Genomic DNA, 17,602 nt, shown 5'->3' on the forward strand with positions numbered 1-17,602 from the left:
ATCAGGCCGAGAGCAGGCTTTCGATGCGCGCGCGGTCGATGCCCTTGAGGCCGATCACGACGAGCCGCGTTTCGGGAGCTTCACCGGCCTTCCACGGGCGGTCGTAATGATGCGAAACGCGCGGGCCCACGGCCTGCACCTGAAGACGCATGGGCTTGCCCTTCACATGCGCAAAACCCTTGAGGCGCAGCACCTCGCCGGTGCCTACCGCCGCATTGACGCGCGCTTCCAGATCTTCGGGGCGCAGCACCGGCGGCAGATCGACAATGAATGTGTCGAAATCGTCATGCTCATGGTCATGTGGGTCGTCGTGATGCGTTTTGCGGTTCTCGATATCGTCTTCCACCGCGAGACCGAGACCGAGCAGCAGCGCCGGGTCCACCTTGCCATGGGCGCTCGGCACGATCTGCACATTGCGCGACAGATGATCTTCGATGCGGGCGCGGGCGCGCTCATTGCCTTCCGCGTCCAGAAGGTCGCTCTTGGACAAGACGATGAGATCGGCGCAGGCCACCTGATCGTCGAACACTTCTTCCACCGGATCGTCATGGTCGAGCGAATCATCGGCGGCGCGCTGCGCGGCGAGCGCATCCATGTCGGAGGCGACCTGGCCGTCCGCCAGCGCCGGCCCGTCCACCACGGCAATAACGCCATCGACGGTGACGCGATTCTTGATCGCCGGCCACTGGAAGGCCTGCACAAGTGGCTTGGGCAATGCCAGGCCCGAGGTCTCGATCAGGATGTGATCCACCTTCGGCTCGCGGGCGAGGATCTGGTCAAGTGCCGGCACGAAATCGTCGGCCACGGTGCAGCAGATGCAGCCATTGGCCAGTTCCAGCACGTTTTCCTCCGGGCAATTGTCGAGCCCGCAGTTTTTCAGCACCTCGCCATCGACGCCCGCATCGCCGAATTCGTTGACGATGATGGCAAGCCGCTTGCCCTTGGTGTTTTCCAGCACATTGCGGATGAGCGTTGTCTTGCCGGCACCGAGAAAGCCGGTCACGACGGTGCAGGGCACACGATTGAAGCTCGTGGTCATGGGATATCCTTCAGACGGAGTGTGGTGAATGCGGGGATGCGGGCGAGGGGCGCACGGGCCTTTCGCGGCCGCGTACTGGCGGAGACACCATGAATGGTCGGGAGATCGCGCGCGGTGGCGCTGTCTGCAGTCACAATGCACACTCCTTGCCCGGGACACCCGCCAGGCGGTCAGGATTTCATTTTCAGACGGCAGGTTTCCTGGCTCACGGGTCGCTGCGCTCTCCAGCCTTCCCAGGGCGTTGCCCCAGTGGCGTGTCAGGTGCGCTCTCCGCTTACAGTTGCGGGGACAGCTGCGGCATTGGGCAAGGCCCGCACCGCATTCCCTCTTAGCCTCCTCCCTTGAGGGAAGAGGACCGTCTGCCTCGCATTTATGGCTCGCCTGGCATGTCTGTCAATGCGTGAAGAAAGCGTTTGCCGGGAGAGACGACTCCTGTATGGTCGGGCCGCTGTCGGTTCCGCGCAAGCGGACCAGAGGGAACATGGTGCGGCGCTCAAGCGCCAAGGCCATGGCTGCCCCCGCAACTGTAAGCGGTGAGCATTTTCCTGATCGCCACTGAGGCTTTTTGCCTTGGGAAGGCTGGAAAACGCTGCGACCCGTGAGCCAGGAAACCTGCCGACAGCATGAAAGAAACACCGTATCCCTCGGGTGGAGGGGAAAGGACCGGACATGACCGCGCGTATCGCACGCATTTTTTCCGCATTCGTTTTTTCATCGCTCTTCGCAACCAGCGCCAGGGCCCATCACGCCATGGACGGGCAGACGCCCACCACCCTTTACGAAGGGCTGGTATCAGGGCTCGCCCATCCCGTGATCGGGCTTGACCATCTGGCCTTCATCGTCGCTGCCGGCCTCATTGCCGCTGTCGCCGGCATGAGCCTTTTCGCGCCGCTTCTGTTCGTCGCCGGCTCGCTGATCGGCGTCGGTCTTCACCTGATGCTGCTCGATCTGCCGGCGGCTGAAATCATCATTGCGGCAAGCGTTCTTGCCGGCGGCTGGCTTCTGGCGCGCGGCCGGGCGGTGGAGAATCACATCCTCGTCTTCGCGCTGTTTCTGGTGGTCGGCGTGTTCCATGGCTATGCCTTCGGCGAGGCCATTGTCGGTAGCGAAGAGACGCCGCTCATCGCCTATCTCGCCGGCCTCGCCGCAATCCAGAGCGCCATCGCGCTCGGCGCATATTTTCTGGTCCAGTCGCGCGGCTGGGCCATCGAGGCCATGCAGCCCCGGCTTGCCGGTGCCGCCATCCTTGGCGTTGGCGTGACCTTCCTTGCCGGGCATCTCGTCGGCTGAGCCGGCAAAATAGCGATGCGATCGCTTCATTTCGTTCTCGGCGGCGCGCGCTCCGGCAAGAGCCGCCATGCCGAGAGGCTGATCGAGGCCGCACCCGCGCCCTGGCACTACATCGCCACGGCGCAGGCCTTCGATGACGAGATGCGCGAGCGCATCGCCATGCACCGCGCCCGGCGCGAGGGGGCGTGGCAGACACACGACGCCCCGCTCGTCCTGCCGGGCGTGCTTGAAAAATTGCCGGCCCGCGAAACGGTTCTGGTCGATTGCCTGACCCTGTGGCTGAGCAATCTCATGCTGAACGACCATGATCCAAAGCCTGCCACCGAGAGACTGGTTGCAGCCCTTGCCGCGAGAGAAGGAACCACGGTTCTCGTTTCCAATGAGGTCGGTTACGGCATCGTGCCCGAGAACGCGCTGGCACGCCGCTTCCGCGACGAGGCGGGGTTCCTGAACCAGAGGATCGCCGCCGTTGCCGACAGCGTCACGCTGGTGGTTGCCGGCCTGCCCATGAAAGTGAAGTAACATGCGAGAGATCGACGCAAACGAAGCCGAGCGCCACAAGGCAAAAATGGCCAAACGCAAGGCGGTTCAGGATGCCGAGGTGCGCGACAAGACGGTCGAGAAGGGGCTTCTGATCGTCAATACGGGGCCGGGCAAGGGCAAATCCACCGCGGCCTTCGGGCTTGCCCTGCGCATGCTTGGCCATGGCCGCCGGGTGGGTGTCGTGCAGTTCATCAAGGGCGCCTGGCACTGCGGCGAGAAGGATGCCTTTGCCGCCTTCGGCGATCAGGTTTCCTGGCACACGATGGGCGAGGGCTTCACCTGGGAAACGCAGGATCTGGCGCGTGACATCGCCGCCGCCGAGCGCGCGTGGGGAAAGGCCGAGGAACTGATGGCCGACCCGAGCATCGGTCTTGTGGTTCTCGACGAGCTGAACATCGCGCTGCGCTACGATTATCTCGATCTTGAACGCGTGGTGGCCGCACTCACCGGGCGGCGCGAGGATCTGCATGTGGTGGTGACCGGGCGCAACGCCAAACCGCACTTGACCGAGGCCGCCGATCTCGTCACGGAGATGGGGCAGGTGAAGCATCATTTCGCCGCTGGCGTGAAGGCGCAGAAGGGGATCGAGTTTTAGATCGCCTGCTTTGAGGTGGTGCGTGGTTCGACAAGCTCACCATGAGGGAGGTGGATGCGCTGCAACTCTGTTCTCCATGTTGATGTACAGGATTGCAGGTCTCCACCCATCCTCATGGTGAGCTTGTCGAACCACGCACAACGCCATTGCCACGAGATCAAAACAGTTGCCAAAGCCCAGCCGCCACCGCCACAAGCCCGATCAAGAGCCCGTCTGCAATCCGGTAGAGCGTGAGCGCGCGGCGGATGTCGCCGGCATTGGCCGCGCGGCGGCCGCCATCCCCCATCACGGCATCCTCCACCACCTCGCCGCCATAGCGGCGCGGGCCGGCAAGGGCGAGGCCGAGCGCGCCGGCCATGGCCGCTTCCGGCCAGCCCGCATTGGGCGAGCGATGATGGCGCGCATCGCGGCGCACCGCCTTCCATGCCGCGCCTGCCGAGGCATCGCGCATGAAGACGGCGGCGGCGATGAAGAGAAGCGCCGTCAGGCGCGAAGCGGGCAGGTTGATCAGATCGTCGAACCGCGCCGCCGCCCAACCGAAATGAAGGTGCCGCGCGGTCTTGTGGCCGATCATGGAATCGGCCGTGTTCGCAGCCTTGTAGAACGCACCGCCCGCCAGCCCGCCGACCGCCAGCCAGAACACCGGCGCGACCACGCCGTCGGAGCAGTTTTCGGCAAGGCTCTCGATGGCCGCGCGCGAAACGTCGGCCTCATCGAGGCTTTCGGGATCGCGGCCGACGATCTGCGAAACCGCTCTTCGGCCCTCTGCGAGCCCGCCGGCGTCCAGCCCGTCCGCCACCGCTTTCACATGGGTGGCGAGGCTCCGCTGGGCGACGAGCGAACTGCCTACAAGCGCAGCGATCACCAGCCCGGCCCAGCCGGAAAGAGCCGTCTGGATCAACCAGCCCGCCAGACCTGCGAGCATCAGAATGACGGCCAGCGAGAGCGCGCCATTCAGGCGGCGCGCACCGGGCGAAAGGGTTTCGACATTGCATCGCGCGTCCGCCAGCGCGATAAGACGGCCGATCCAGGTGACGGGATGGCCGATCAGGCGAAAGAGCCGCTGCGGATAACCGATGGCGAGCTCGATCAGCATGGATGAAAGGGCGATCAGAATGGACATCAGGCCTCGACTGGCTGACCGGGCGGTGGATAGGGTGACCGATCACGGCGGCAGTCTCGTACAGGCTTCGGCGCTCTTTCCAGACGCGCCGACGCCCTTTCTCGACCTGTCCACCGGCATCAACCCGAACCCCTATCCTTTTTCGCCCCTGCCTGCCAGCGCCGTCGAGCGCCTGCCCGAAGAGGCTGACATCGCCGCCCTGACGGAGCAAGCCGCCGCATATTATGGCGCACCGTCTGCCGCCCATGTCATCGCTGCGCCGGGAACGCAGCTTCTTCTGCCGCTGGTCGCCTCGCTTCTTGCGCCCGGCCCCGCCCGCATTCTCGGCCCCACCTATGCCGAACACGCGCGCGCTGCCGCACTCGCCGGGCATACGGTCGAAGAGGTAGAGCGTTTCGATGCTCTTTATGGCGCGCGGCTTGCCGTCGTGGTCAATCCAAACAATCCCGACGGGCGGCTGATCAGTCGCGATGAATTGCTTGAGCTTGCAGAAAATCTGCGCCGCAATGGCGGAGTTCTGGTGGTCGATGAGGCCTTCATGGATGTCGGTCCGCAGGCCGAGAGCCTCGCCGGCGATGTGGAGGCCGGCAACATCGTGGTGCTGCGCTCCTTCGGAAAATTCTTCGGTCTCGCTGGCCTGCGGCTCGGCTTCGCGCTGGCCTCCCGGGATGTGGCGCGAAAGCTCAATGACTGGCTGGGCCCATGGGCGGTTGCAGGGCCGGCGCTTCATGCCGGGCTTGAGGCGCTTGCCGATCGCAACTGGCAGAACACCATGCGCCAAAACCTGATCGCGGCACGCATGCGTCTCGATGCCCTTTTCGACGACGCAGGACTGACGATCGACGCCGGCACCGATCTCTTCCGTTTCCTGCGCCATCCGCGCGCGGCGGAACTCTTCAATCATCTGGGTCGCAATGGCATTCTCGTTCGGCGATTTGCTGGCCGTCCCGATTGCCTGCGCATCGGTCTGCCGGGAGACGATCTGGGTTTCGAGCGCCTTGGCCTGGCGCTGGCAAGCTGGGCCGGGAGCCGCCGGTAATGCTCTATGTCTGTCCTGCTTCGCATCTGGAGCGCATGCTGCAAGCGACCGGTGCGCAGCACATGATCTCTTTGACATCGAGCGGTGAACCACCCGCTCTTGACCAGATCGATACGGTGCCGAAACGCCTGCACCTTGCCATGCACGACATCACGGACCAGCGCCCGGGGCTGATCGCACCGGCCCTGGATCAGGTCGAGCAATTGCTCGATTTCGCCCGCGACTGGGACTGGCGCTCGCCCATGGTGGTGCATTGCCATGCGGGCATCAGCCGCTCCACGGCCGCCGCCTATGTCATCGCCAGTGCCTTCGCGCGCGAGATGGACGAGTTCGCCCTGGCGCGGATGCTGCGCGAGCGCGCCCCGAGCGCCACGCCAAACCGCCGCATTGTCGCGCTGGGCGACCGGCTGCTAGCGCGCGAAGGGCGCATGATCCGCGCCATCCACGAGATCGGACGGGGCAGGGAGGCTTTTGCAGGCGAGCCGTTCCACTATCCCGCCCGTTGAAAGCTTCTTATGAGGACGGGGCTGCCGCGCGTTCGGACAGGATCTCTGCCGCGATCCGAAAGGATTTGAGCCGCGCCGCGTGGTCGTGGATCTGGCCGGTGATGATGATTTCATCCGGCTCATAACGGGAAACAAAGTCCTCAAGGACCTTACGCACCGTTTCGGGGCTGCCGGCTGCCGTGCAGGCCAGCGCCTGCGCCACGCCGGCGGCGATGGCGGGGTCGAAGGTTTCCACCACATTCTCCACCGGGCGGGGCAGGGGACCCGGTCGCCCGGTGCGCAGATTGGCAAAGGCCTGCTGCATGGACGTTTTAAGAAACTGCCCCTCCGCGTCCGTATCGGCAGCAAACACGTTGAGCGCCATCATGAAATGCGGCTTTTCCAAATGTTCGGAGGGGCGGAATGTCTGCCGGTAGACCTCGATCGCCTGTTCCAGCGCGGCGGGCGCGAAATGCGAGGCGAAGGCGTAGGGCAGGCCAAGATGCGCGGCGAGCTGCGCGCCATAAAGGCTCGATCCGAGGATCCAGACGGGCACATGCGTGCCCCGCCCGGGGATGGCGCGTACCTTCTGGCCCGGCTCATCGTCACCCAGATAGGCGATCAACTCCATCACATCACGCGGAAAACCCTCGCCATCGTCGAGCCCCCGCCGCAGGGCGCGGGCCGTGGCCATGTCGGTGCCCGGCGCGCGGCCAAGCCCCAGATCGATGCGGTCGGGATAAAGCGTTGCCAGCGTGCCGAACTGCTCGGCGATGATCAGTGGGGCGTGGTTGGGCAGCATCACACCGCCTGCACCGACGCGGATCGTCTTGGTGGCGGCGGCCACCTGCCCGATGAGGACCGAGGTTGCCGCGCTGGCGATGCCCGCCATGTTGTGATGTTCGGCAAGCCAGAAACGGCGATAGCCCCAGCTCTCGGCATGGCGGGCAAGATCGAGCGTGTTGTGGAGTGCATCGGCAACGCTCGAACCGTCGGGGACGGGCGCCAGGTCGAGAACGGAAAAGGGGATCATGGGAGAGCTCCGGGGAGGAAAATCACTCCCCGGCATATGGGGGCAATTTGCGCCGATCCAAGGGTGGCGTTTTCAATGGCCCCTGCCGTCATGGGCAGAACGCTGGCATCCAGTCTTCAGATTGTTTCGATGCTCCACTGCATTATCGCCGTGCGTGGTTCGACAAGCTCACCATGAGGAAAGTTTTGCCCGGCAATGAGCCCTGGGCGGAGACGGTGCAACGCGTTCATTGGCCAACCCCGCCCCTCATGGTGAGCTTGTCGAACCACGCACCACGATCCAATTCCCCCCGATAACCCCTTCCTTTGCCAGCGCTTCAATCTCGTCAGCGTCGAAGCCGCTCGCTTCCAGAACCGCCCTCGTGTCCGCACCCAGCTCGGGTGCTGGATGGCGCAGGCGGCAGGGGGTGTCGCTCAGCTTCACCGGAAAGCCCAGCATGCGGATCGGGCCGTGGTTCGGCTGGTCAACCTCGATCACCATTTCCTGCGCCTGCGTCTGCGGGTCGTTCAGCGCCTCGGCCAGGTTCTGCACCTTGCCGCAGGGCACGCCGGCGGCATTGAGCCGCGCAATCCATGCCTCCTGGGTGTCCCGGCCGACAGCCTGATTGATCACCTCGTTGAGTTCGGGGCGGCGGGCAAAGCGCTTGTCATTCGTGTCATAGCGCGGATCCTCCATCAGGTGACCAAGCTCCAGCACATCGAGAAACCGCTTCAGGATCACGTCATTGGAGGGTGCGACGGCAATCTCGCCGTCCCGCGCCCTGAAGAGGCCATAAGGGGCGACCAGCGGGTGGTCATTGCCGGTGCGGGCAGGCAGCTCTCCGGTGGTGAAATATTCCGACGCCAGATAGGCCATCATGCTGATCGCGCCATTCATCATGGCGCTTTCCACATGCTGGCCCGTTCCATTGATATCGCGCGCGCGCAGCGCGCTCACAATGCCGAATGCACAATAGAGACCGGCCACGAGATCGGTGATCGGCTGCGCAACGCGCATCGGCTCCGTGCCTTCAGCGCCGTTCACGCTCATCAGCCCGCTCATCGCCTGAGCGATGAAATCGAAGGCGGGGCGATCCACATAGGGACCGGTCGAGCCATAGCCGTTCACATTGGCGGTCACGAGCTTGGGGTTGAGCGCTTTCAGGCGTTCCTCGCCAAAACCCATCTTCGCCATGACGCCGGGGCGAAAATTGTCGATGAGGACGTCGGCATCCGCGATCAGCCGCTCCAGCACCGCGCGGCCGCGCGCGCTATAGAGATCGATGACGACCGATTTCTTGTTGCGGTTGAAGCTTGCATAATAGGCGGAGAACCCGTCGCGCAGCGTGCCCTGTTCGCGGATCGGGTCGCCCTTGGCGGGTTCGACCTTGATCACCTCCGCTCCCATGTCGCCCAGCATCATGGTGCAGAACGGGCCGGAGAGAACCCGCGTCAGATCAATGACCCGAATTCCCTCAAGCGGCGCTTTTTTCTCGGTCATGTTCTCAGCCATTGGCGGTCGCAACGCTGTCCATGCTGGCGGTCTGGAGCCGCGGGCCCGCCTTCATCACCTGGCCGGGAAGCGTGCGCCCGATGATCGCTTCGGCTTCCTGCGCGACACCGATCAGTTTTTCGAGATCGACACCGGTTTCCACCCCGCATTCGCTCAGCATGTAGACGAGATCCTCGGTGCAGATATTGCCCGTCGCACGCGGCACGAAGGGGCAGCCGCCAAGGCCGCCAATGCTCGCCTCATAGCGGGCCACACCCTCGAGCAGCCCGGCATAGACACAGGCAAGCCCCACGCCGCGCGTGTTGTGGAAATGCAGCGCGATGTCGGCTTCCGGCACCGCCTCTCTCAGCGCCCGGCAGCGCTCCTGCACCACGGGCGGTGTCGCCATGCCCGTCGTGTCGCCCAGCGAAAGCGTGGTGATGCCCATGTCGCGATAGGCGCGGGCGATCTCCACCACGGAGGAGACCGGCACATCGCCCTCGAAAGGACAGCCAAAGGATGTGGCAATCGCGCCATAGACCGGAATGTCTGCATCGCCTGCAATGCGCACGATATCGGCGAAGCCTTCAAGCGATTGCGCGCGGGTGCGGTTCACATTCTTCAGATTGTGGCTCTCCGAGGCCGACATGAAAACGACCATGGCATCGACACCGGCCTCGGCTGCACGGTCGGCGCCGCGCGCATTGGGCACCAGCGCGGTCAACACCGCACCCTTCGAGCGGTCGATGCCGGCCAGAACGTCTGCTGCATCCCGCATCTGCGGCACGGCGCGTGGCGAAACGAAGGACGTGACCTCCAGATGGCGGATGCCGGCATCGATCAGTCCGTTGACGAGCGCGATCTTTTTCTCCGTCGGCACGAATTGCGGCTCCGACTGCAATCCGTCGCGCGGTCCCACTTCGACGACGCTGACGCGCTCGGGGAACCCCTTCACAAGGTGGCCGGCTGGTGCTGTCACGATTTTTCCTCCCACCTGATTGCATCGGTAGACCGGATTGGTATACCGTCTTGCAAAGAACGGTCAATGCCCGTTCCGAAAATGGCAGACCGGAGGGCAGGGAGGCTTGTCCGGACCGCCGCACATGCAGGGAGGAGTGCCCGTCCATCATGGGTGAGGCTGCAAAAGACATGACCGAACAGCCGCTCGGCGAACGCGTGCTTTCGCGCATTCGTGGCGATGTGCTGTCGCTCAAGCTTGCGCCGGGCGAGGTCGTGTCCGAACGATCGCTGGAAACCACCTATGGCGTTTCGCGCACGCCCATCCGGCAGGCGCTGGCGGAGCTGATCCGTGAAGGGCTCGTCGTGAAGGCCGAGCGGGGCTATGCCATCGCGCCCTTCGACCTGCAGCAGCTTGAGGAAATCTTCGAATATCGCGAAATCGTCGAGGACGCGGCGATCCGCCTTGCCTGCGAACGGGCAAGGCCGGAGGAGCTGGACGCCATCCTGCGCACGGTGGACGAAGGCCTGAGCGACTTCACGCCCGACGACTGGTTCGAGGCGGGGCTCGACGTGCATGTGCAGCTTGCCGCCCTTTCGGGCAATCGCTTCCTGCGCGACGCGGTGCAGGATGCGGTCAACCGCACGATCCGCGCCCGCTGGCTGGTGGCGAGCTCGCGGGAGGCACGCGCCATCGCCCACCGCGAGCACAATGACATCATAGCGCTTGTCCGGCAGCGGAAGACCGAGGAGGCCGCCGCCGCCATTCGCGGGCATGCGCGCGACGTGCGCGGGCAGATCCTGCAGGCGCTGGAGGATTCGCGCCGCCTTTTCGGCGCGCGCGGGTTTGTGGAAGGAGGCTGAGAGCGGAGGCAATCCGCTCTCGAGATCTGAACATTCGACTTCAATGAGGGAGGACTTGATGAGGAAATTTTCAAAGTTTTTTGGAGCGGCTGTCCTGTGGACGTCGCTTTCCGTGGCTGGCGCCACGGCAGCCGAATGCATCGCACCTGCCGATCCCGGCGGCGGCTGGGATTTCACCTGCCGCACCATCGGCAAGATGCTGTTCGACCAGAAGCTGGTGGATGCACCGGTTCAGGTCACCAACATGCCGGGCGGCGTGGGCGCGGTCGCCTATGCCAAGGTCATGTCGTCGCGCGCCGACGATGCGGAGCTGATGGTGGCAACCTCCACCGTGGGCGTCACGCAGATCGCGCAGGGCAAATATCCGGCTGACACGTCGGTGATGCGCTGGGTCGCCATGCTGGGCACCGATGTGGGCGTGATCGTCGTGCCGAAGGATTCGGACTTCAAGACGCTCGACGATCTGACCGCCGCGCTCAAGGAAGATCCGAGCGCACTTGCTGTCGCCGGCTCTTCCGGCGCGGGCGGCTGGGACCATATCCGCCTCCTCATGCTGGCGCAGGCCGCCGGCCTCTTGGGCGATGAGTACAAGCAGATCCGCTGGGTGCAGTTCGATGGCGGCGGCCCCGCCGTCACGCAGATGATCGGCGGCCAGGTTCAGGCGGTCTCCACCGATCTGGGCGAAATCGCCGGCTTCGTGGAATCGGGCGACATCCGCATTCTGGCAGCCCTCTCCGACGAGCGCATTCCCGCCTTCCCGGATTCGCCCACCGCAAAGGAACAGGGCCTCGATGTGACCGGCTACAACTGGCGCGGTTTCTACACGGGCGGCGAGGTCTCCGACGAAGGCTACAATGCCTGGGTCGAGCGCCTGCAGAAACTCTATGACACGGACGACTGGAAAGAGACCGCCAAGGGCAACGGCCTCGTGCCGGTGTGGCGCGGCGGCGCGGAGTTCGAGGCCTATGTGAAGGACCAGTCCGAACAGATGCGCAAGATTTCCCAGGAGATCGGAGTCATCAAGTGACAGACAGGATCGTCGGCCTTTTTCTTCTGGCCATTTCGATCTGGTACGGCGTGACCGCGGGAGACTATGAGGCGAGCTTCGGCGACCCTCTTGGCCCCGCGGCCTTTCCCATCATGCTGTCCGTGCCCGCGGCCATCCTCAGCCTGACGATGATTATCCGCCCGGATGAGGAGCCGGCCTGGGTCACGGGCAAGCCGCTTCTGTTGCAGGTTGGAGCGGTCTCGCTTCTGCTTGCCTATGCGGGCTTTCTGGAGGTGCTCGGCTTTCCGCTCGCCACCTTCATCGCCGTCGCGCTTTTGGGGCGCATCCTGCGCAGCTCATGGCCGAAATCCATCGCTTCTGCGGCGATCATGAGCGCGTTCCTGTTTCTTGCCTTCGACAAGCTGCTCGGCCTGCCGCTGCCGCTTCTCCCAGAATTCGTGAGCTGATTTCATGGATATGCTCTCCGCCCTGGCGCAGGGTTTTGCGGTGGCGATCACGCCGACCAATCTGGCACTGGCGCTGTTCGGCTGCTTCGCGGGAACGCTGATCGGCGCGCTGCCGGGGCTTGGCCCCGTGAACGGCGTCGCCATCCTCATCCCGCTCGCCTTCTCGCTCGGGCTGGAGCCCACCTCCGCGCTCATCATGCTGTCATGCATCTATTATGGCTGCATGTATGGCGGGCGCATCTCCTCGATCATGCTCAACATTCCCGGCGACGAGCCGGCCATCATGACCACGCTCGACGGCTACCCTATGGCGCGCGCCGGCAAAGCGTCGGAGGCGTTGGCCATATCGGCGGTCGCCTCTTTTGTCGGTGCCACCTTCGCCACGATCGGGCTCACGCTGTTTGCGCCGCTTCTGGCCAAGGCCGCCATCTATTTCGGCCCAGCGGATTATTTCGCGCTCTATGTCATGGCCTTCGCCACAATCGGCGGCATCACCTCGGTCAATCCGTTCAAAACGCTGCTTGCCGCCTTTATCGGGTTGATGATCGCCACGGTCGGGCTCGACCCCGCCACCGGCACGGCGCGCTACACGGCCGGTTCGTTCCATCTCTATGACGGGTTCGACCCCATCGTTGCCATTGTCGGCCTGTTCGCCATTTCCGAAGTGCTGGTCTATCTGGAGCGCGTGCATCAGGGGCAGGAGAAGATGGTTCCACTCGGCCGCGCATTGCCGCGTTTCAGGGACATGATGGCCGGCGGTTGGGCCAATCTGCGTGGCTCTGTCATCGGCTTTGTCTGCGGCATCCTGCCGGGGGCAGGGGCGTCGCTCGGCGCATTCATGTCCTACATCGCCGAACAGCGCTGGAGCGCCAAGGACGGTAGATTTGGCGAGGGTGACCCGCGCGGCATCGCGGCCCCCGAAGCCGGCAACAATGCAGCGTCCGGCGGCGCGCTCATCCCCATGTTGACACTCGGCGTGCCCGGCAGCGGCACCACAGCGGTCATGCTGGCCCTGCTCATCTCGCTCAACATCCAGCCCGGACCACTGCTTTTCGACCGGCAGCCGGAGCTGGTCTGGGGCCTGATCGCCGCGCTCTACATCGCCAACATCGCGCTGCTCATCATGAACATTCCGATGATCGGCCTGTTCACGCGCATGCTCTCCATGCCGCAATGGGTGCTGATGCCCTTCGTCGTCATGGTCAGCTTTCTCGGTGTCTACTCGATCAGCCACTCCACCTTCGACCTCTTCGTCATGGTCGGGTTCGGGGTGATCGGCTATATCCTGCGCATGCTGGGCATCTCGCTGGTGCCGGTCATTCTGGGCCTGCTTCTGGGTGCGGACATGGAAAACAATCTGCGCCGTGCGCTTTCCATCTCCAATGGCGATTTCCAGATCCTGTTTTCCAGCCCCATCGCGCTCACGCTCTACGCCATCACCGCCACCATGCTCGGCCTCGCCTTCCTGCTCGCCTTCCGCTCGCGCAGACGAAACCGCGTAACGGCGGGGTGAGACCTCATGCGTTGACAGGTGTCACCCGAAGACGACCGTCTTGTGCCCGTTCATCATCACCCGGTTTTCCAGGTGCAGCTTGACCGCGCGCGCAAGAACCCGGCTCTCGATGTCGCGGCCCGTAGCGACGAAATCCTCTGCCGTCATGGCATGCGTCACGCGCTCGGTTTCCTGCTCGATGATCGGACCTTCATCGAGATCAGGCGTCACATAATGCGCCGTCGCGCCGATCAGCTTCACCCCGCGCTCATGCGCCTGATGATAGGGCTTTGCACCCTTGAAGCTCGGCAGGAAGGAATGGTGAATGTTGATCACCTTGCCGTATAGCCGGTTCGAAAGCTCATTGGAAAGTACCTGCATGTAGCGCGCGAGGATGACGAGATCCGCGCCCGTCTCCTTGAACAGGTCGAGAAGCTTTGCTTCCTGTTCCGCCTTGTTCTCCTTCGTCACCTTCCAGCAGTGATAGGGGATGCCCTCCATCTCGGCTGTCGCGCGCGAATCCTCGTGGTTGGAAACGATGGCCACCACCTCGGCATCGAGCCAGCCGACACGGATCTGGTAGAGCAGGTGCAGAAGCGCGTGGTCGAACTTCGACACCATGATGATGATCTTCGGCTGCCGTGCCGTGTCGGTGATCGCCGTTTTCATGTCGAAACGCGCAATGGCCGGCTCCAGCGCCCGCAACAGCCCGTCGCGCTCCACGCCCTTTGGCGCGGTAACGGCGATGCGCATGAAGAAGCGGTTGGTCTGCCGGTCCCAGAACTGATTGGATTCAGCAATATTGGCACCAAGACCGGCAAGCTCCGTCGTCACCGCGGCAACAATGCCGGGGCGGTCTTCGCAGGTGAGATTGATATGAAATGTCTTCTCGGTCATGGCGCGGCCTGAAATGGTGGATTGCAGAGTGAACACCCCGAAAGGTGCCGGGGTTTATACGCCATCGGGCCGGGATTGAAACCGCGTTCGTTTCGACGGACGGGTGTTTTCTCTCACGATTGCGTTGACGGCCATTGACGCTGTCGACATCCTTTCGCCGGCCATTCCCCGGCCACGTCCCCGAGGAGACCCCATGACGAAAGAAGCTCTCTTTGCGCTCAACCACATGTGCGCCCCTCATTGCCCGATTTCCGAATTCTTCGACCTCGCCGTTTCGCTTGGCGTGAAGGGCGTGGAAATCCGCAACGATCTGGAAGGCAACGCCATTCTGGATGGCACGTCGCCGGCATCGGTCCGTAGCGAGGCGAAGGCACGCGGCCTGCGCATCCTCTCCATCAACGCATTGCAGCGCTTCAACGATTGGAACGACACCCGCGAGGAGGAAGCCCGATCTCTGATTGCCTATGCGCGTGATTGCGGCGCAGAGGCGCTGGTGCTCGTGCCCGTCAATGACGGCACCGGAACCGCCGATGGGGAACGGCAGGGCAATCTGCGAACTGCGCTGAAGGGCCTGCGCCCGCTCCTCGAAGACGCCGGCATCATTGGCCTTGTCGAACCGCTCGGCTTTGAAACCTGTTCCCTGCGCCTCAAATCGGAAGCCGTCGAGGCAATCGCCTCGCTGGATGCCGCCGGCACCTTCCGGCTCGTGCATGACACGTTTCATCACACGCTTTCCGGCGAGGAGAGCTTCCATGTTGCCGAGACCGGGCTCGTTCACATTTCCGGTGTCGTCGACAAGGCGCTTTCGGTCTCCGACATGCGCGACGGACATCGTGTGCTGGTCGACGAGAACGACCGGCTGGACAATGTCGGGCAAATCTCAGCCCTGTGTTCTGAAGGCTATCGAGGGCCGTTTTCGTTCGAGCCGTTTGCGGATTCCGTTCACACGTCCCGCGATCTGCACAGTGACCTCGAAGAGAGCATGCAGCACCTGCGCGCCACCGCTTTTCCACCACCCGCCTGAGGCGAAAAGCCAAATGGAATTTCGCCTTGACGCATCCGCAAGAAATAGAATAAATATTACATATTGAGTTTTTAACGGTGCCGACATTCTATTTTCTTGGAGTGTCGGGCGGTTGGAAGGCGAGGAGTTCGGCTGCTCATGTGCCGGTGAGGCTCATACATTCCCATTGAAGGATTCCGGTCAAAGCGGGTGCTGCCGGACACCCATCGTGTGGAGGAGCATTCAGATGAAAAAGCTTATGATGGGCGTTGCCGTTTCGGCACTGATGTCCACCTCGGCCATGGCTGAGACGGTCGGTGTCTCCATGGCTTTGTTCGACGACAATTTCCTGACGGTCTTGCGCAATGGCATGGTCGACTATGCCGAAACGCTCGACGGCGTCGAACTGCAGGTGGAGGACGCGCAGAACGACGTCGGCAAACAGCTCAACCAGATCCAGAACTTCATCGCCTCGGGCGTCGATGCGGTTATCGTCAATCCGGTCGATACCGACGCCACCGTGGCCATGACCAAGGCGGCAGCCGATGCAGGCGTGCCGCTCGTCTTCGTCAACCGCGAGCCGGTCAATGTCGATGACCTGCCCGACAACCAGGCCTTCGTCGCCTCCGATGAGCGCGAATCCGGCACGCTGGAAGCGCAGGAAATCTGCCGCCTGCTCAAGGAGAAGGGCAAGGGTGAGGGCGCAAAAATCGTTGTTCTGATGGGTGAGCTCTCCAATCAGGCGGCGCGCATGCGCACCCAGGATGTTCATGACGTCATCGCCACGGATGAATGCTCCTTCATGGAAATCGTCGAGGAGCAGACCGCCAACTGGCAGCGCACCGAGGCAACCGATCTGATGACCAACTGGCTTTCCGCCGGGCTGGAGTTCGACGCCGTTGTCTCCAACAATGACGAAATGGCCATTGGCGCCATCCAGGCCATGAAAGCCGCCAACATCTCGATGGAAGACATGCTGGTCGGCGGTGTCGATGCCACGCAGGATGCGCTCGCAGCCATGGCCGCCGGCGATCTCGACGTGACCGTGTTCCAGGACGCGGCAGGGCAGGGCAAGGGCGCGCTCGATGCGGCCCTCAGGCTCGCCAAGGGTGAAGACGTCGATCAGAAGGTGTATATTCCCTTCCAGCTCGTGACGCCGGACAATATGGATCAGTTCACGACCAAGAACTGAATGTCCGGACCTGACGGCGGCGGCCATCGGGTCGCCGCCATCCCGCCGGCCCGTGCCGGCTCCCCTTGGCGGAATTGACAATGGCAAACCAGGCACAAGCAGTTTCCGACAGCGCCGCGGAAATGCCCCAGAAGCGGCCGCGCTCGCACGAATTGAATGCGTTGCTCGGCCTTGTCGGCATCGCACTCATTTTCGAGATTCTTGGCTGGATCTTTCAGGGGCAGAGCTTCCTGTTCAACACCCAGCGCCTGTCCATCATGATCCTGCAGGTTTCGGTGGTGGGCATCATCGCCATCGGCGTGACGCAGGTCATCATCACCGGTGGCATCGATCTTTCATCAGGCTCGGTGGTCGGCGCCACGGCGATGATAGCGATGAGCTTCGCTCAGGTGAGCACCTATCCGCGCGCGGTTTATCCGGAACTGACCGATCTTCCCGTCATCATTCCCATACTCATCGGCCTTGCCTGCGGCATCGTGGCCGGCATGATCAACGGTCTGCTGATTGCCTTCACGAAAATCCCCCCCTTCATCGCCACGCTCGGCATGATGGTGACGGCGCGCGGCATCGCCAAATGGTACACGAAGGGCCAGCCGGTTTCCTTCCCGACCGACAGTTTTGCAGCCCTTGGGCAGGGCATGACCCCGGTCTTCATCTTCCTGGCGATCGCGGCTCTTTTCCACGTCGCGCTCAAATACACCGTCTATGGCAAGCACACCTATGCCATCGGCTCCAACGAGCAGGCGGCGCGCATGTCGGGCATCAGTGTCGAGCGGCATCTGGTTCTGGTCTATACGATAGCGGGTCTTCTCGCCGGTCTTGCCGGCATGGTGATCGCCGCCCGTGGGCTGACCGCGCAGGCCGGTATGGGCGTCATGTATGAGCTCGATGCCATCGCCATGGCCGTTATCGGCGGCGTGTCGCTTTCCGGTGGACGCGGCTCCATCGTCGGAACGCTGATCGGCGCCGTCATCTTCGGCGTCATCATATCCGGCTTCACCTTCCTGCGGCTCGATGCCTACTATCAGGAAATGATCAAGGGCGTGATCATCGTCGCCGCCGTGGTGGCCGATGTCTACCGCCAGCGCATGCGCCCACGGTCGCGCTGAACCCCGGGAGGACCCC

At 63.3% G+C, this 17,602-nt stretch carries 18 protein-coding genes and 2 riboswitches; of the genes, 12 read left to right on the forward strand and 6 right to left on the reverse strand.

The window, feature by feature from the left end; genetic code table 11:
• Position 1: 1 nt before the first annotated feature.
• Positions 2-1,039 carry a cobalamin biosynthesis protein CobW gene (gene cobW, locus AC2CHD_RS18885; protein WP_484554886.1) on the reverse strand — a complete coding sequence of 346 codons (1,038 nt, stop codon included), beginning with the start codon at positions 1,037-1,039 and terminating at the stop codon, positions 2-4.
• Positions 1,040-1,212: 173 nt separating this feature from the next.
• Positions 1,213-1,414, reverse strand: a riboswitch (cobalamin riboswitch).
• A 60-nt stretch (positions 1,415-1,474) separates the two neighbouring features.
• Positions 1,475-1,673, forward strand: a riboswitch (cobalamin riboswitch).
• A 35-nt stretch (positions 1,674-1,708) separates the two neighbouring features.
• Here cobW and AC2CHD_RS18890 point away from each other — a divergent pair.
• Genes AC2CHD_RS18890 through cobO form a run of 3 tightly spaced genes read left to right on the forward strand, consistent with a single transcriptional unit; the run spans position 1,709 to position 3,467 of the window.
• Positions 1,709-2,329 carry a HupE/UreJ family protein gene (locus AC2CHD_RS18890; protein ID WP_484554887.1) on the forward strand — a complete coding sequence of 207 codons (621 nt, stop codon included), beginning with the start codon at positions 1,709-1,711 and terminating at the stop codon, positions 2,327-2,329.
• Positions 2,330-2,344: 15 nt separating this feature from the next.
• A complete protein-coding gene (gene cobU / locus AC2CHD_RS18895) occupies positions 2,345-2,851 on the forward strand; it encodes a bifunctional adenosylcobinamide kinase/adenosylcobinamide-phosphate guanylyltransferase (protein ID WP_484554888.1) in 507 nt (168 codons plus the stop codon).
• 1 nt (position 2,852) lies between these two features.
• Complete coding sequence (cobO, locus tag AC2CHD_RS18900; protein ID WP_484554889.1) at positions 2,853-3,467, forward strand: cob(I)yrinic acid a,c-diamide adenosyltransferase; 615 nt, start codon at positions 2,853-2,855, stop codon at positions 3,465-3,467.
• A gap of 157 nt (positions 3,468-3,624) precedes the next feature.
• On the opposite strand, the gene cbiB is transcribed toward cobO, so the two are convergent.
• Positions 3,625-4,590 (reverse strand): adenosylcobinamide-phosphate synthase CbiB, encoded by a 966-nt coding sequence (cbiB, locus tag AC2CHD_RS18905; RefSeq protein WP_484554890.1) that lies wholly within the window; start codon positions 4,588-4,590, stop codon positions 3,625-3,627.
• On the opposite strand from cbiB, the gene cobD reads away from it, so the two are divergent.
• Positions 4,583-5,629 (forward strand): threonine-phosphate decarboxylase CobD, encoded by a 1,047-nt coding sequence (cobD, locus tag AC2CHD_RS18910; RefSeq protein WP_484554891.1) that lies wholly within the window; start codon positions 4,583-4,585, stop codon positions 5,627-5,629. The genes cbiB and cobD overlap by 8 nt on opposite strands.
• Positions 5,629-6,135 carry a tyrosine phosphatase family protein gene (locus tag AC2CHD_RS18915; protein ID WP_484554892.1) on the forward strand — a complete coding sequence of 169 codons (507 nt, stop codon included), beginning with the start codon at positions 5,629-5,631 and terminating at the stop codon, positions 6,133-6,135. The genes cobD and AC2CHD_RS18915 overlap by 1 nt, the downstream gene beginning before the upstream one ends.
• Positions 6,136-6,142: 7 nt before the next feature.
• On the opposite strand, the gene AC2CHD_RS18920 is transcribed toward AC2CHD_RS18915, so the two are convergent.
• The 3 genes from AC2CHD_RS18920 to AC2CHD_RS18930 all read right to left on the reverse strand — a co-directional run bounded on the left by AC2CHD_RS18920 (position 6,143) and on the right by AC2CHD_RS18930 (position 9,596).
• Positions 6,143-7,147: an LLM class flavin-dependent oxidoreductase gene (locus tag AC2CHD_RS18920; protein WP_484554893.1), complete on the reverse strand. Its 1,005-nt coding sequence runs from the start codon at positions 7,145-7,147 to the stop codon at positions 6,143-6,145.
• Between the two features lie 246 nt (positions 7,148-7,393).
• Positions 7,394-8,626 carry a CaiB/BaiF CoA transferase family protein gene (locus tag AC2CHD_RS18925; RefSeq protein ID WP_484554894.1) on the reverse strand — a complete coding sequence of 411 codons (1,233 nt, stop codon included), beginning with the start codon at positions 8,624-8,626 and terminating at the stop codon, positions 7,394-7,396.
• Between the two features lie 4 nt (positions 8,627-8,630).
• Positions 8,631-9,596, reverse strand: a complete 966-nt coding sequence (locus tag AC2CHD_RS18930) for a hydroxymethylglutaryl-CoA lyase (protein ID WP_484554895.1) — start codon at positions 9,594-9,596, stop codon at positions 8,631-8,633.
• Between the two features lie 149 nt (positions 9,597-9,745).
• Here AC2CHD_RS18930 and AC2CHD_RS18935 point away from each other — a divergent pair, with 149 nt between their 5' ends.
• From AC2CHD_RS18935 to AC2CHD_RS18950, 4 genes are read left to right on the forward strand one after another with little or no spacing between them, the layout of a single operon-like run.
• On the forward strand, positions 9,746-10,438 hold the full coding sequence (locus tag AC2CHD_RS18935) for a GntR family transcriptional regulator (RefSeq protein ID WP_484554896.1): 693 nt from the start codon (positions 9,746-9,748) through the stop codon (positions 10,436-10,438).
• A 58-nt stretch (positions 10,439-10,496) separates the two neighbouring features.
• Positions 10,497-11,465: a Bug family tripartite tricarboxylate transporter substrate binding protein gene (locus AC2CHD_RS18940; protein ID WP_484554897.1), complete on the forward strand. Its 969-nt coding sequence runs from the start codon at positions 10,497-10,499 to the stop codon at positions 11,463-11,465.
• Positions 11,462-11,893: a tripartite tricarboxylate transporter TctB family protein gene (locus AC2CHD_RS18945; protein WP_025031717.1), complete on the forward strand. Its 432-nt coding sequence runs from the start codon at positions 11,462-11,464 to the stop codon at positions 11,891-11,893. Before AC2CHD_RS18940 ends, AC2CHD_RS18945 begins: the two co-directional genes overlap by 4 nt.
• 4 nt (positions 11,894-11,897) lie before the next feature.
• Positions 11,898-13,406 carry a tripartite tricarboxylate transporter permease gene (locus AC2CHD_RS18950; protein ID WP_484554898.1) on the forward strand — a complete coding sequence of 503 codons (1,509 nt, stop codon included), beginning with the start codon at positions 11,898-11,900 and terminating at the stop codon, positions 13,404-13,406.
• Positions 13,407-13,427: 21 nt separating this feature from the next.
• Here the strand turns inward: AC2CHD_RS18950 and purU are convergent, their stop codons facing one another.
• Entirely contained in the window at positions 13,428-14,282 is an 855-nt protein-coding gene (purU, locus tag AC2CHD_RS18955; protein ID WP_484554899.1) for a formyltetrahydrofolate deformylase, read from the reverse strand.
• Positions 14,283-14,475: 193 nt separating this feature from the next.
• Here purU and AC2CHD_RS18960 point away from each other — a divergent pair, with 193 nt between their 5' ends.
• The 3 genes from AC2CHD_RS18960 to AC2CHD_RS18970 all read left to right on the forward strand — a co-directional run bounded on the left by AC2CHD_RS18960 (position 14,476) and on the right by AC2CHD_RS18970 (position 17,586).
• Entirely contained in the window at positions 14,476-15,306 is an 831-nt protein-coding gene (locus AC2CHD_RS18960; protein ID WP_484554900.1) for a TIM barrel protein, read from the forward strand.
• Positions 15,307-15,532: 226 nt separating this feature from the next.
• Positions 15,533-16,477, forward strand: coding sequence for a sugar ABC transporter substrate-binding protein (locus AC2CHD_RS18965; RefSeq protein ID WP_229450823.1), 945 nt, complete (start codon positions 15,533-15,535; stop codon positions 16,475-16,477).
• A 122-nt stretch (positions 16,478-16,599) separates the two neighbouring features.
• Positions 16,600-17,586 (forward strand): ABC transporter permease, encoded by a 987-nt coding sequence (locus tag AC2CHD_RS18970; RefSeq protein ID WP_484554964.1) that lies wholly within the window; start codon positions 16,600-16,602, stop codon positions 17,584-17,586.
• Positions 17,587-17,602: the final 16 nt, after the last annotated feature.

This window comes from Nitratireductor sp. ATLC21 (assembly GCF_057196525.1).